The sequence below is a fragment of the Pseudomonas sp. PDM05 genome (assembly GCF_014851685.1).
GTDB lineage: Bacteria > Pseudomonadota > Gammaproteobacteria > Pseudomonadales > Pseudomonadaceae > Aquipseudomonas.
Genome location: NZ_JACVAC010000017.1, coordinates 22791 through 37399 on the forward strand (window position 1 = coordinate 22791; position 14609 = coordinate 37399).

The window sequence follows — 14609 nt, forward strand, 5'->3', positions numbered from 1 at the left end:
CCGTCTCCTCACGCCTTCTGCCGTACGATTTGATAACGCCGTCCCAGGTACCAAATCGGTGCGCTGACCACGTGCACCAAGCGGGTAAACGGGAACAGCACGAACAAGGTCAGGCCCAGTGCCACGTGGGCCTTGTAGATCAGCGATACCGGCGCAATCGACGCCGCCGCTTCCACCGGCCGCAGCAGCACCACGTTCTGCGCCCAGTCGGCGAGCATCACCATCACCGAGCCGTCCATATGGCCAGTGGAGGCGACGATGGTCAGCAAGCCCAGCAGCAACTGCGCGAGCAGCACCAGCAGGATCAGGATGTCCGACGCACTCGACGTCGCCCGCACCCGTGGATCACCCAGGCGCCGCTTGACCAGCATCAACAGGCCCACCAGGCACAACAGGCCGAAAAACCCACCGGAGACCATCGCCAGCAGTTGCTTGTGCTCGGTACTGATCACGTGGTGATACACCGACGCTGGGGTGAGCAAACCGACAAAATGCCCGGCCAGCACAAACAGCACGCCGACATGGAACAAGTTGCTCGCCACACGCATGCCACGGTTGCTCAGCATCTGGCTGGAACCGGCCTTCCAGGTGTACTGCGACAGGTCGAACCGCGCCCAACTGCCCAACAGGCAGATCGCCAGGGCGACATAGGGATAGATCCCGAATACCAGCAAATTCCACTTAGACATTACCCACCTCCCCGGCCGGCACGGCGGCCGGCCCTTGCTGCTGAAAATCCACCCAGTGCAACGGCACCGCACTTTCCTCGCGGGCCTTGCCCGGTGCGCTCGGCATCGCACTGCAACGGTCCTGCTGTTCGGCCTGCATAAAGTCCACCGCCTCCTCTTCCCACACCTTATCGAGGGCCTCGAGGGAGTCGTCACGCGGCTCGGCGGCGACCTGGGCACGCACCTCGGCCACGGCCTGGTGCGGCTCGGCGCCGGCGATCTGCAACAACGCGCGAAAGCAACTGGCATAGGCGCTTTCGCGCTCCTCCAGACGTGCGCCGAGCAAGGCCAACAGATGCGCCACATCCGCCAGGCCCTCGCGGGCCTCGATGTCTTCGCGGGTCGACAAGAACTCCAGGTACAGCGGGATGTAGTCCGGCAGCTCCTTGACGCCGATGGCAAACCCGGCGGCCTCGTACTGGGCCATCATGTCGACCATGGCTTGGCCACGGTCGCGGGACTCGCCATGCACGTGCTCGAACAACAGCAGCGACAACGAACGCCCACGGCCAAACAGCGCGCCGTAGTGTTCCTGGCCATCCATCAGGTCGTTGGCGCAGATCAGTTCCAGCAGCTCGAACAGCGCACCGCGTTGCTTGGGGCTGATTTCCCGCGACTCGATGATCGCCTGCTCCAATTCATCGCGGCCGCTCACCAGGCGCTCGGTGGGATAGTCCAGCAGCAGCGAAATCACTTTAAGAATGCGCATGGCTCAGTCCTCCCAGATCTGGACGGTTTTCAACACGTCGCGGCGGTTGGCCTTCTTGGCGCCGAACATATTGGTGTCGGAACTGCCGCTGCAGCCGCTGCCAAAGCTGAAACCACAACCGGAACGCTCGGCGAACGCGTCGCTCATGGCGTCTTCGCGGTGCGCACTCGGCACCACAAACCGGTCCTCGTAGTTGGCGATGGCCAGGTAGCGATACATCTCCTCCACCTGAGGCACCGTCAGGCCGACGTCTTCGAGCACTTGCAGATCCTGCACGCCGTCGACTTGCTGGGAACGCTTGAACGCACGCATCGCCAGCAAGCGTTTCAGCGCGCGCTTGACCGGTTTTTCATCGCCCGCCGTGAGCATGTTGGCCAGGTAGCGCAGGGGGATGCGCAGGCTGTCGACATCCGGGATCACCCCGTTCATGCCCACGGTGCCAGCGGCCGCTGCGTTCTGGATGGGCGAAAGTGGCGGCACGTACCAGACCATCGGCAAGGTGCGGTATTCGGGGTGCAGCGGCAGCGCGAGTTTCCAGTCCACGGCCATTTTGTACACCGGCGAGCGCTGCGCCGAGTCGATCACCGACTGTGGCACGCCATCGGCCAGGGCCTGGCGGATCACCGCCGGGTCGTTGGGGTCGAGGAAAATTTCCAGCTGTTTCTCGTACAGATCCTGCTCGCTGGCGGTGCTCGCCACTTCGCTGATGCGGTCGGCGTCATACAGCAACACGCCGAGGTAGCGAATGCGACCGACGCAGGTTTCGGCGCACACCGTCGGCATGCCGGCCTCGATGCGCGGGTAGCAGAAGATGCACTTCTCGGACTTGCCGCTCTTCCAGTTGAAGTAGATTTTCTTGTACGGACAGCCGCTGATGCACATGCGCCAGCCACGGCATTTTTCCTGGTCGATCAGCACGATGCCGTCTTCTTCGCGCTTGTAGATCGCGCCGCTGGGGCACGACGCCGCGCACGCCGGGTTGAGGCAGTGCTCGCACAGGCGCGGCAGGTACATCATGAAGGTGTTTTCGTACTCACCGTAGATGTCGGCCTGGATCTGGTCGAAGTTCTTGTCCTTGCGACGCTTGGCGAATTCGGTGCCGAGGATCTCCTCCCAGTTCGGGCCCCACTCGATTTTCTGCATGCGCTTGCCCGACACCACCGAACGTGGGCGTGCAGTGGGTTGGTGTTCGCCCAGCGGTGCAGTGTGCAGGTGCTGGTAGTCAAAATCGAACGGCTCGTAGTAGTCGTCCAGGCCCGGCAGGTCAGGGTTGGCGAAGATGTTCGCGAGCACGCGGAACTTGCCGCCGATGCGCGGGTTGATCGTGCCATTGGCGTTGCGCTGCCAGCCGCCCTTCCACTTGTCCTGGTTTTCCCACTCCTTGGGGTAGCCGATGCCGGGCTTGGATTCGACGTTGTTGAACCACGCGTATTCCATGCCTTCGCGGCTGGTCCAGACGTTTTTGCAGGTGATCGAGCAGGTGTGGCAGCCGATGCATTTGTCCAGGTTGAGGACCATGCCGATTTGTGAGCGGATTTTCATCTCAGTTCTCCTCGATGTCAGTCGGCAATGGGCGTGGCAGGTCATCGCCATGGGAGCCATCGAGCCAGTCGACCTTGGCCATCTTGCGCACCACGACAAACTCGTCGCGGTTGCAACCGACCGTGCCGTAATAGTTGAAACCGTAGGCCTGCTGGGCATAGCCGCCGATCATGTGGGTCGGCTTGAGCACCACGCGGGTCACCGAGTTGTGGTGGCCGCCACGGGTCTTGGTGGTTTCCGAGCCCGGCACGTTCACGATGCGTTCCTGGGCGTGGTACATCATCACCATGCCCTCCTTGACGCGCTGGCTGACCACCGCGCGGGCGGTCAGTGCGCCATTGACGTTGAAGCATTCGATCCAGTCGTTGTCCTCGATGCCGGCGCGTTTCGCGTCGATCTCCGAGAGCCACACAATCGGCCCGCCACGGCTCAGGGTGAGCATCAGCAGGTTGTCGCTGTAGGTGCTATGGATGCCCCACTTCTGGTGCGGGGTGATCCAGTTCAGCACGATCTCCGGCTCGCCATTGCTGCGCTTGCCCTTCACCCCTTCGATGGTGCGGGTGTTGACCGGCGGCCGGTAGCTCATCAGTTGTTCGCCGAAGGCCTGCATCCACGGGTGGTCCTGGTAGAACTGCTGGCGGCCGGTGATGGTGCGCCATGGGATGTTTTCATGGACGTTGGTGTAACCGGCGTTGTAGCTCACGTGATCGTCTTCCAGGCCCGACCAGGTGGGGCTGGAAATGATCTTGCGCGGCTGCGCCTGGATGTCGCGGAAGCGGATCGCCTCGTGGGCCTTGGGCAATGCCAGGTGGCTGTGGTCGATGCCGGTGAATTCCGACAGCGCTGCCCACGCCTTGACTGCCACGTGACCATTGGTTTCCGGGGCCAGGGACAGGATGACCTCGGCCGCATCAATGGCCGTGTCGATCTTCGGCCGCCCCTGGCTGATGCCCGCCTCGCCTTCGTGATGATTCAGCTCACCAAGGAACTCGACCTCGTCATCGGTATTCCAGTTGATGCCCTTGCCGCCGTTGCCGAGTTTTTCCAGCAGCGGGCCGAGGGAGGTGAATTTCTTGTAGATGTTCGGGTAGTCACGCTCCACCACCGCCATGTTCGGCGCGTTCTTGCCGGGCTCGGGCGCCACACCGGCGCTTTTCCAGTCGGTGCCACCGAATGGCTGGGCCAGTTCGCCAACGCTGTCATGCATCAGCGGCACGGTGACCAGGTCCTGCTCGACACCCAGGTGCCCGACCGCCATGGCCGAGAACGTCTTGGCGATGCCCTTGTAGATTTCCCAGTCGGAGCGCGACTCCCACGCCGGGTCGATCGCCGCCGACAAGGGGTGGATAAACGGGTGCATGTCCGAGGTGTTCATGTCGTCTTTTTCGTACCAGGTGGCGGTCGGCAGGACGATGTCGGAATACACGCAGGTGGACGACATGCGGAAGTCCAGGGTGGTCACCAGATCCAGCTTGCCAATGGCGCCGTCGTCGACCCATTCGGCTTCGGTGGGCTTGCTCTCGCCGCCAAAACCGATGTCTTCGTTCATCACGCCGTTCTTGGTGCCCAGCAGGTACTTGAGCATGTACTCGTGGCCCTTGCCCGACGAACCGAGCAGGTTGGAACGCCAGATGAACATGTTGCGCGGGAAGTTCACCGGGCTGTCCGGTTGTTCGCAGGCGAAGCGCAAGGTGCCGTCCTGCCAGGCCTTGACCACGTAGTCCTTGGGCGCCATGCCCGCCGCCGCCGCATCACGGCAGATGTGCAGTGGGTTGGTATTGAGTTGCGGCGCGCTGGGCAGCCAGCCGGCGCGTTCGGCGCGGATGTTGTAATCCAGGGCGTGGGTGGGGAACTGCGCCTTGTCTGCCAGGGGCGAGAGCACGTCGTGCATGTTCATTTTTTCGTGGCGCCACTGCGAGCTGTGGCCGTAGAAGAAACTGGTGCCGTTCATCTGGCGTGGCGGACGGTTCCAGTCCAGGCCAAAGGCAAGGGGCAGCCAGCCGCATTGCGGGCGCAGTTTTTCCTGGCCGACGTAGTGCGCCCAGCCGCCACCGCTCTGACCGACGCACCCGCAGAGCATGAGCATGTTGATCAGGCCACGGTAGTTCATGTCCATGTGGTACCAGTGGTTCATCGCCGCGCCGACGATGATCATCGAGCGTCCACGGGTCTTGTCGGCGTTGTCGGCGAACTCGCGGGCGATCTGGATCGCCTTCTCGCGGCTGACGCCGGTGATCGCTTCCTGCCAGGCCGGGGTGCCGGGCACGCTGGCGTCGTCGTAGTCCCTGGCCACGTTGCTGCCGCCCAGGCCACGGTCGATGGCCAGGTTGGCGGCGGACAGGTCGAACACACTGGCAACCTTGGCCACGCTGCCATCGGCCAGCACCACGCTGTGCACCGGCACGCGGCGGAACTGCACGGCCTCACCGGCCACGTGCTGGAAGTGCTCATGGGCTTCACCGGCAAAATACGGGAAGGCCACTTCGGCGACGTCGCCACCGATCAGGCTGAGTTTCAGGTCAATCGCGCGGCCTTCACCGCCCTCTTTGGCGAGGATGTTCCACTTACCCTTCTCGCCCCAGCGGTAGCCGATAGAGCCTTGTGGCGATACCAGCGCGCCGCTGTCGTCGAGGGCGATGGTTTTCCATTCCGGGTTGTTGTCCTGGCCGAGGTTGTCGATCAGGTCCGAGGCGCGCAGGAAGCGGTCCGGCTGGAAACCTGCGCCGGGGGCGAAGCCGCTCATGGGTTTGAGCATCACCAGCACCGGCAAGTCGGTGTAGCGCTTGGCGTAGTCGGTGAAATAGGCGCTCGGGTGGTCCAGGTGAAATTCCTTGAAGATCACATGGTTGAAGGCCTGGGCCAACGCGGCGTCGGTGCCCTGCTTGGGGTTGAGCCACAGGTCGGTGAGCTTGGCCACTTCCGAATAGTCGGGGGTGATGGCCACGGTCTTGGTGCCCTTGTAACGCACCTCGGTGAAGAAATGCGCGTCGGGGGTACGGGTCTGCGGGACGTTGGAACCCCAGGCGATGATGTAGTTGGAGTTGTACCAGTCGGCCGACTCCGGCACGTCGGTCTGCTCGCCCCACACCATCGGCGAGGCGGGCGGCAGGTCGCAGTACCAGTCGTAGAAACTCAGGCACACGCCGCCCAGCAGCGACAGGTAACGGGAGCCCGCCGCGTAGCTGACCATGGACATGGCCGGGATCGGCGAGAACCCGACGATGCGGTCCGGCCCATATTGCTTGATGGTGTAGACGTTGGAGGCGGCGATGATCTCGTTCACCTCCTCCCAGTTGGAGCGGATAAACCCGCCCATGCCGCGCTTGCTCTTGTACGACTCGGCCTTGGCCTTGTCCTCGACAATGCTTGCCCAGGCTTCCACTGGCGCCATGGTCAGGCGCGCTTCACGCCACAGCTTGAGCAGCGGCTTGCGGATCTTCGGGTACTTGAGGCGGTTGGCGCTGTAGATGTACCAGCTGTAGCTCGCGCCGCGCGGGCAACCACGGGGCTCGTGGTTGGGCAGGTCGTTGCGGGTACGCGGGTAGTCGGTCTGCTGGGTTTCCCAGGTGATCAGGCCGTTCTTCACGTAGATCTTCCACGAGCAGGAACCGGTGCAGTTCACCCCGTGGGTGGAACGCACGATCTTGTCGTACTGCCAGCGCGAACGGTAGACGTTTTCCCAGTCGCGGGACTCTTTGCGGGTCTCGCCGTGGCCGTTGGAGAACTCGTCTTGCTTGCGGTTGAAGAACCGCAATTGATCCAGTAAGTGACTCATGATGCTTTCCTCATCAGGCGTGCCGTGGGGTGCGTTGCCCCGCGAATTCGTGGTCGATCAGCAGGGTGTGGCGCAGCCTTTGCGGGCGTACCACCACCAGGTCACGACGATGCAGCTCAGGTAGAAACCGACAAACATGTAGAAGGCCATCGCCGGGCTGCCGGTGGCGGCCATGGACGAGCCGAAGGATTTGGGGATGAAGAACGCGCCGAACGCGCCCATGGCCGAGCTGAACCCCAGCACCGCAGCAGACTCCTTGCCGGCATCCTTCAGGGCCTGTTCACGCACCGCAGCGGGTTTGCCGGCGCTGGCCTTCTCGTGAACGGTGCGGAAGATCACCGGGATCATGCGGAAGGTGGAGCCGTTGCCGATGCCGGTGGTGATGAACAGCAGCATGAACATGCCGAGGAAGCCGTAGAAGCTGCCCGCCTCACCGTTCTGCGGCAGGAAGTGCAGCACGCCGAACACCATCACGATCATCAGCACGAAGTTCCACAGGGTCACCCGCGCCCCGCCCAACTTGTCTGCCAGCCAGCCGCCCAATGGGCGTACCAGCGCGCCCACCAGCGGGCCGAGAAAGGCGAACTTGAGGGCGACCACGTCCGGGAAGGAGGTCTTGATCAGCAGCGGGAATGCCGCCGAGAAGCCGATGAACGAACCAAAGGTCGCCAGGTACAACCAGCACATCAGCCAGTTGTGCTTGCGCTTGAAGATCACCGCCTGGTCACTGAACGAGGCACGGGCGCTGGACAGGTCATTCATGCCGAACCACGCCGCCACGGTGACGGTGAGGATAAACGGCACCCAGATGAAACCGGCATTCTGCAACCATAGTTGGCTGCCATCGGCCAGGGTCTGCGGCTGGCCGCCGAGTGCCCCGAATGCGGCGAAGGTGATCACCAGCGGCACGCAGAACTGCATCACCGACACCCCCAGGTTACCCAGGCCAGCATTCAAGCCGAGGGCGGTGCCCTGCTGGGCCTTGGGGTAGAAAAAACTGATGTTGGACATGCTGGAGGCGAAGTTGCCGCCGCCAAAACCACAGAGCAAGGCGATCAGCACAAACACGCTGTAGGGCGTGCCCGGGTCTTGCACCGCAAAGCCCATCCACAGCGACGGCAGCAGCAAGGACGCGGTGCTCAGGGCGGTCCAGCGGCGCCCACCGAAGATCGGCACCATGAACGAATAGAACACGCGCAAGGTGGCACCGGACAGGCCCGGCAATGCCGCCAACCAGAACAACTGGTCGGTGGTGAAACTGAACCCGATGGCGTTGAGGCGCACGATCACCGTGCTCCACACCATCCACACCGCAAACGCCAGCAACAGCGCGGGGATCGAGATCCACAGGTTGCGGGTCGCGGTTTTCTTGCCGCTGGCGCCCCAGAACGCCGGGTCTTCGGGGCGCCAGTCGTGGATCACCGGGCCCGATTCGGGCTTTTGCGCGATGGACATGATCATTCTCCTTGGAGCGCTTGTTTGCCGAGCAACGGCTGTTGGCGAATTTCGCTGAGGTACATCCAGGTCAGGGATACCCAGACCACGCCGTACATCAACATGAAGCAGGACGAGCGCACGCCGGTGAGGTCCACCAGGGCGCCAAACATGATCGGCAGCACAAACCCGCCCAGGCCACCGGCCAGGCCGACGATGCCGGACACCGCGCCCATGTTTTGCGGGTAGTCATTGGCGATGTACTTGAAGACCGAGGCCTTGCCGAATGCGAAGGCGATGCCCATCACAAACAGCAGCACGGTGAACAAGGTGGGGCTGAGGCCGATATGGAAATCCAGGGGGCCATTGACGGTCATCACTTGCAGTTGGGTCTGCGGGTAGCTGAGCAGGAACAGGCAGATCCAGCTCACCCACAGCACCCACCAGGTCACGCTTTGCGCGCCCCAGCGATCAGACATCCAGCCGCCCACTGCGCGCAGCACACCGCCGGGCAGGGAGAAACACGCGGCCAGCAGCGCCGCGCTTTGCAGGCTGAAGCCGTATTCCTGCACGTAGTACTTGGTCACCCACAGCGCCAGCGCGACGTAACCACCGAACACAATCGAGTAGTACTGGCAGTAGCGCCACACGGCCGGGTCTTTCAGGCACAGCAACTGCTGGCGCAGGGTCGCGCCACCGGCGCTGCGGTGGGTCTTGTTTTCGCTGGTGAGGAACCAGAACAACAGTGCGGTGATAAACAGGATTGCACTGAACACCCTGGGCACCAGGTGCCAGGTGCCGAGGGCGATCAGCGCCGGGGCGAGAAACTTGGTCACCGCCGCTCCCGCGTTGCCGGCACCGAACACGCCCATGGCAAAGCCCTGGTTGTCTTTATCGAACCACTTGGCGACGTACGCAATGCCCACCGAAAACGAGCCGCCGGCCAGGCCGACAAACAGGCCAAGCACCAGGAACTGCCAGTAGGCGGTGGCGTAGGTGATCAGGTACAGCGGCAGCACGCAGGCGAGCATCAGCAGGAAGAACACGATGCGACCGCCGAAGCGGTCGGTGAGCAGCCCCAGCGGCAAGCGCACCAGGGAACCGGTCAACACCGGCGTGGCGGCCAGCAGGCCGAACTGGGTTTCGTTGAGTTGCAGCAGCTCCTTGATGGGCACGCCGAGCACGGCGAACATCATCCACACCATAAAGCAGACGGTGAAGGCCAGGGTGCTCATGCCCAGCACCAGGCCTTGTCTTATACGGGGTTGAGTCACGGTATGCGCTCCAGAAAGTGATTCCATGAGCGCAGGTTAGGGGCGACACCCCCGCAGAACTTGACCCAGATCAACGTGGGCCGGGTGGGTATGGGGCTATGCTGACCCCGTCTACCTCCAAGGAGGTAGTCAGCAAAACAAGAGAAAGCCTTTATTTATCAATGGATTGCTCTCTTGTGCCGGCTTTTATCCGTGGGAGGGTTCGCCGGCAATTCTTTAGAGGTAGTGCGCCAGGGAAGGCCACATTCGACCCCCTTTCCCGTTCCAGGTGCGCCCATGTCCCGTTCCCGCCCCCTCCAGATCCGCCGTCATGCTTGACTGGCTGCGCAGCTCCCTGCCCGCCCGGGCCGGGCTGGCGGTGATCCTGATTGCGATCCTGGCCCTTGCCAGTTCCCTCAGCGCCGGGCTGATCGCCTGGTTCAGCCAGGGCGATGCGGCGGCGGTCAACACCGCCGGCTCAGTGCGCATGGAGACCTACCACCTCAGCTGGAAACTCGCCGCTGGGGCGCGGCCGGACGAAATCGCCGAGGTCAGCCAGAGCCTGCAACGGCGCCTCGAAAGCCAATCGCTCAAGGCGGTGCTCGAAGACGGCCCCAACAGCGCACTGCAGCAGAGTTACCAGCAGATCCAGCAACGCTGGAACGAGGAACTGCGCCCGGCGGTGATGGGCGGTGATGCGGCGCTGTTCCAGGCGCGTGCGCCGGCGTTTGTCGAGCAACTGAACCACTTCGTCGCGCTGTTGCAGCAACAGAGCGAGCACAAGCAAGGCTGGCAACAGGCGATCCAGGGGCTGGCGCTGTTCAGCACCTTGATCATCCTGCTGCTGGGCTTGTACGAATTGCAGTACGGCGTGGTCACGCCCTTGCAAGAGCTGGTGCACGCGACCCGGCGCTTTCGCGATGGCGACTACAAGACCCGGGTCAACCACCGCTCCGAAGACGAACTCGGCCAACTGGCCCTGAGCTTCAACGCCATGGCCGAAACCATCGAAGCCTCCCACCGCACCCTGGAAAGCCAGGTGCAGCGCAAGACCCTCAACCTGCAACAAGCCAACGCCGCCCTCGAACTGCTGTACCAGAGCAGCCGCAGCCTGGCCACGCGGCTGGCCAACGCCGAGGGCCTGGACGAACTGATCCGGCGCTTCCAGAAACGCCTGCCGGGCCTGCGCCTGTCGCTGTGCCTGCAAGGCCACTTCCTCGCCCCGGCGCAGCAGATGCTCGCCCTGCACGGCGAACAGAGCCGCAACATCTGCGCGATCGGCGATTGCGCCACCTGCGAACGCCACCACGTCGCGCCGCCGCAGGTGTTCAGCATCAGCAACCAGGGCGCCGAACTCGGCGAACTCAAGGCACACTTCCTCGACGGCCATGCGCCCCAGGATTGGGAGAAACAACTGATCCAGGCCCTGGCCAACCTGATCGGCACCTCGTTGTCCCTCAAGCGCCAGCGCGAGCAGGACCACCGCCTGTTGCTACTGGATGAGCGCACCATCATCGCCCGCGAACTGCACGACTCCCTGGCCCAGGCGCTGTCCTACATGAAGCTGCAAGTCAGCCGCATGCAGACCCTGATCCGCCGTGGCGAATCGGTCGAGACCCTGGCCAACGTCACCGCCGAACTGCGCGACGGGCTCAACAACGCCTATCGCCAGTTGCGCGAATTGCTCACCACGTTCCGCCTGCAAATCCACGACGCCGGGCTGGTACAAGAGCTGCAAGACACCGCCGAGGAGTTCTCCCGACGCGGCGAGTTCCAGGTGCACCTGCATGTGGACGCGCTGGCCTTCCAGCTTTCAGCCAGCGAACAGATCCACATGTTGCAGATCACCCGCGAAGCCCTGTCCAACTGCCTGCGGCACGCCCATGCGCAGAACGCCTGGCTGCAACTGCGCCAGGTCGGCGAGACCGTCAGCCTGAGCATCGAAGACGATGGCCGGGGTTTCTGCGGCGCCGTCGACACCCGTGAACACCACGGCCTGACCATCATGGACGAACGCGCCCGCAGCCTGCACGGCCACCTCGACATCCAGCCCCGCGAGCCCCAGGGCACACGGGTGCAACTGCGTTTCCAGCCGGAATTTCTCGGCCACTCTCTACAAGGCACCGCCCCATGAACACGTCCACTCGCCACCGTATCCTGCTGGTCGACGACCACCCGATGATGCGCCACGGCATGCGCCAGATCCTCGAACTGGAAGACGACCTGCACGTCGTCGGTGAAGCCGGCAACGGCCAGGAAGCCCTCGACCAGATCGACGCCCTGCAACCGGACCTGGTGCTGCTGGACAACAACATGCCGCACATGAACGGCCTGGAAACCCTGCGCCGCCTGCGCGCCATGGACTACGCGGGCAAGGTGCTGCTGTTTACCGTGTCCGACGCCGAAGACGACATCCGCGATGCCCTGCGCCTGGATGCCAATGGCTATCTGCTCAAAGACATGGAACCGGAGCTGGTGGTGGAATTCATCCGCGACGCCCTGCATGGCGCCCTGGTGATCAGCCCCGGCTTGACCCGCGTACTGGCCCAGGCACTGCGCTCGCCGCAGCCGCACGCGGCGGTGGAATTGACTGATCGCGAGCGGCAGGTGCTGAGGACGATTGCCAGTGGCTACAGCAACAAAGTGATCGGACATAAGTTGGGGATTACCGAGGGGACGGTGAAGGTGCATGTGAAGAATCTGCTGCACAAGCTGGGGTTGAGGTCACGGGTGGAGGCGGCGGTTTGGGCGATGGAGCATTTGCGCCAGGTGGGGTGAACCCAGGCACTGCCAATCCCCTGTGGGAGCTGTCGAGCTTTAGCGAGGCTGCGAAGGCGGTGGCACTGCTGGTGGAGATGTTGGCTGAACCACCGCTTTCGCGGGCAAGCCCGCTCCCACATTTGAGCTGTGTTGCTGGGATGTCAGTGTTCGGCTGGAGATCCCTCTCACACCGCCAGTCCCCTGTGGGAGCTGTCGAGCTTTAGCGAGGCTGCGAAGGCGGTGGCACTGCTGGTGGAGATGTTGGCTGAACCGCCGCTTTCGCGGGCAAGCCCGCTCCCACATTTGATTGGGGTTGCTGGTCTGTCAGTGTTTGGCTGGAGATCGCCCAGGCACTGCCAATCCCCTGTGGGAGCTGTCGAGCTTTAGCGAGGCTGCGAAGGCGGTGGCACTGCTGGTGGAGATGTTGGCTGAACCGCCGCTTTCGCGGGCAAGCCCGCTCCCACAGGTGATCGGTGTTGGCGGGCTGTCAGTGCTCGGCTGGAGATAGCCCAGACGCTGCCAATCCCCTGTGGGAGCTGTCGAGCCCTAGCGAGGCTGCGAAGGCGGCGGCACTGTTGGTAGAGGTGTTGGCTGAACCACCGCTTTCGCGGGCAAGCCCGCTCCCACATTTGAGCTGTGTTGCTGGGATGTCAGTGTTCGGCTGGAGATCCCTCTCACACCGCCAATCCCCTGTGGGAGCTGTCGAGCTTTAGCGAGGCTGCGAAGGCGGTGGCACTGCTGGTGGAGATGTTGGCTGAGCCACCGCTTTCGCGGGCAAGCCCGCTCCCACAGGTGATCGGTGTGGGCGGGCTGTCAGTGCTCGGCTGGAGATCGCCCAGGCACTGCCAATCCCCTGTGGGAGCTGTCGAGCCCTAGCGAGGCTGCGAAGGCGGTGGCACTGCTGGTGGAGATGTTGGCTGAACCACCGCTTTCGCGGGCAAGCCCGCTCCCACAGGTGATTGGTGTTGCTGGGTTGTCAGTGCTTGGCTGGAGATCCCTCTCACACCGCCAATCCCCGTGGGAGCTGTCGAGCTTTAGCGAGGCTGCGAAGGCGGCGGCACTGTTGGTAGAGGTGATGGGTGACCGCAGCAACGGATATGGACTCAAGCTCCAGAGGTACTCCTTCAGAGGCATAGCCGCATTCCCCCAAGGCGCCCTACCCTGACCACCCGCGGAGGCCCCAACCCATGCTCACCCACCCCCAAATCGTACTGACCCTGCGCCGACACCACCTGTTCAGCCGGCTGCCGGAAAAAACCTTCCAGGACGTCTGCACCCTGGCCAACCTCAAGCGCCTGCCCGGCCACGCGCCGCTCGTGCATCAGGGCGACCCCGCCGAGCGTTTCTTCCTGCTGGTCAGCGGCCAGATCAAGCTGCACCGCGTCACGGGCGAAGGCCAGGAGCACCTGGTGGAAGTCATCCAACCCGGCCAGACCTTTGCCGAGGCGCTGCTGTTCACCCAAGCCAAGGCCTACCCGGTCAGCGCCACGGCGCTTAAAGACAGCGTGTTGGTCAGTATCGAAGGCCAGCACTACCGCCGAGCCCTGGAGGACCAGCCGCAGATCTGCCTGGCGATCCTCGGCAGCATGAGCATCCACCTGCACCAGCGCTTGCAAGACATCGACACCCTGACCCTGGCCAACGCCAGTCGCCGAGTGATCAATTTCCTGTTCCAGGAGCGCAATGCCGTCAGCGGCGAGGTGGTGCTGCAAGTGCCCAAGCGCCTGGTGGCGTCGAAGCTGGGGATCCAGCCGGAGACCTTTTCAAGAATCCTGCACCGGCTGGTCGAAAGTGGCTTGATCGAGGTGCAGCGGCGCACCATCCGGATCCTGTGCGAAGAACAGCTGATGGGCTACCAGGCAGGCTGACTCAGTGCCCGCTGTGGGCCATGCCTGCCGGTTGCTGCAACAGCGCCAGGTCAATTTCGGCAAACCGCAGCACGCGCCCACCCGTATCCGCCGCGACCTTTTGCGCCTTGGCCTCATCGGCGAACGACGCCAGCACCACCCCCATCGCGCCCTTGAGCCCGGTGCCGATCACATAAAACGCCGTGCGCGCATCGATCAGCTGCGTGTCGTCCGGTGCATCCCAATGGCTGCGCCCCATGTCATGCACATACAGCTTGGCCGTGTCGTGATGGTTTTCCGGCTGCAACCACCAGCCGAGCATTTCGGCGGTGGAGCAGAACTTCTTCACCCCGTCGCGCTCCACCACCTGGCCCTTGGGCCCGGGGAATTCGCTGATGACCATGCCGCACACATGACACTCATCATTGGGATGAAACGCTACCGGCGCATCGGTGAAGCTCGACTCTGGCGCCTTGTCGCACGCCGCCAGCAAAAGGCCGGCCAACAGCGCCACCATTACCCGTGTTTTTACACCCATAAACGTGACTCCAGCAGTCATAA

10 protein-coding genes are annotated in these 14609 nt (G+C 63.3%); 3 read left to right on the top strand and 7 right to left on the bottom strand.

The window, feature by feature from the left end; all coding sequences use genetic code 11:
- Positions 1 to 8 precede the first annotated feature (8 nt).
- The 6 genes from narI to IB241_RS24400 are packed head-to-tail and all read right to left on the bottom strand — an operon-like array spanning position 9 to position 9462.
- Positions 9 to 689: a respiratory nitrate reductase subunit gamma gene (narI, locus tag IB241_RS24375; RefSeq protein WP_192300732.1), complete on the bottom strand. Its 681-nt coding sequence runs from the start codon at positions 687 to 689 to the stop codon at positions 9 to 11.
- The gene (gene narJ, locus IB241_RS24380; protein WP_192300733.1) at positions 682 to 1437 is read right to left on the bottom strand and encodes a nitrate reductase molybdenum cofactor assembly chaperone; all 756 of its coding nucleotides are present in this window, start codon (positions 1435 to 1437) and stop codon (positions 682 to 684) included. Before narJ ends, narI begins: the two co-directional genes overlap by 8 nt.
- Positions 1438 to 1440: 3 nt before the next feature.
- Complete coding sequence (gene narH, locus IB241_RS24385; RefSeq protein WP_192300734.1) at positions 1441 to 2979, bottom strand: nitrate reductase subunit beta; 1539 nt, start codon at positions 2977 to 2979, stop codon at positions 1441 to 1443.
- Position 2980: 1 nt separating this feature from the next.
- Positions 2981 to 6754, bottom strand: coding sequence for a nitrate reductase subunit alpha (locus IB241_RS24390; RefSeq protein ID WP_192300735.1), 3774 nt, complete (start codon positions 6752 to 6754; stop codon positions 2981 to 2983).
- 57 nt (positions 6755 to 6811) lie between these two features.
- A complete protein-coding gene (locus tag IB241_RS24395; protein ID WP_192300736.1) occupies positions 6812 to 8209 on the bottom strand; it encodes a NarK family nitrate/nitrite MFS transporter in 1398 nt (465 codons plus the stop codon).
- 2 nt (positions 8210 to 8211) lie between these two features.
- Positions 8212 to 9462, bottom strand: coding sequence for an MFS transporter (locus IB241_RS24400; protein ID WP_192300737.1), 1251 nt, complete (start codon positions 9460 to 9462; stop codon positions 8212 to 8214).
- A 310-nt stretch (positions 9463 to 9772) separates the two neighbouring features.
- On the opposite strand from IB241_RS24400, the gene IB241_RS24405 reads away from it, so the two are divergent.
- The 3 genes from IB241_RS24405 (at position 9773) to IB241_RS24415 (ending at position 14069) form a co-directional block, all read left to right on the top strand.
- A complete protein-coding gene (locus IB241_RS24405) occupies positions 9773 to 11575 on the top strand; it encodes a HAMP domain-containing protein (protein WP_192300738.1) in 1803 nt (600 codons plus the stop codon).
- Positions 11572 to 12219, top strand: coding sequence for a two-component system response regulator NarL (gene narL / locus IB241_RS24410; protein ID WP_192300739.1), 648 nt, complete (start codon positions 11572 to 11574; stop codon positions 12217 to 12219). The genes IB241_RS24405 and narL overlap by 4 nt, the downstream gene beginning before the upstream one ends.
- Before the next feature lie 1169 nt (positions 12220 to 13388).
- Positions 13389 to 14069, top strand: a complete 681-nt coding sequence (locus IB241_RS24415) for a Crp/Fnr family transcriptional regulator (RefSeq protein WP_192300740.1) — start codon at positions 13389 to 13391, stop codon at positions 14067 to 14069.
- Between the two features lies 1 nt (position 14070).
- Here the strand turns inward: IB241_RS24415 and IB241_RS24420 are convergent, their stop codons facing one another.
- Positions 14071 to 14586, bottom strand: coding sequence for a nitrous oxide reductase accessory protein NosL (locus tag IB241_RS24420; protein WP_192300741.1), 516 nt, complete (start codon positions 14584 to 14586; stop codon positions 14071 to 14073).
- Between the last annotated feature and the right edge of the window lie 23 nt (positions 14587 to 14609).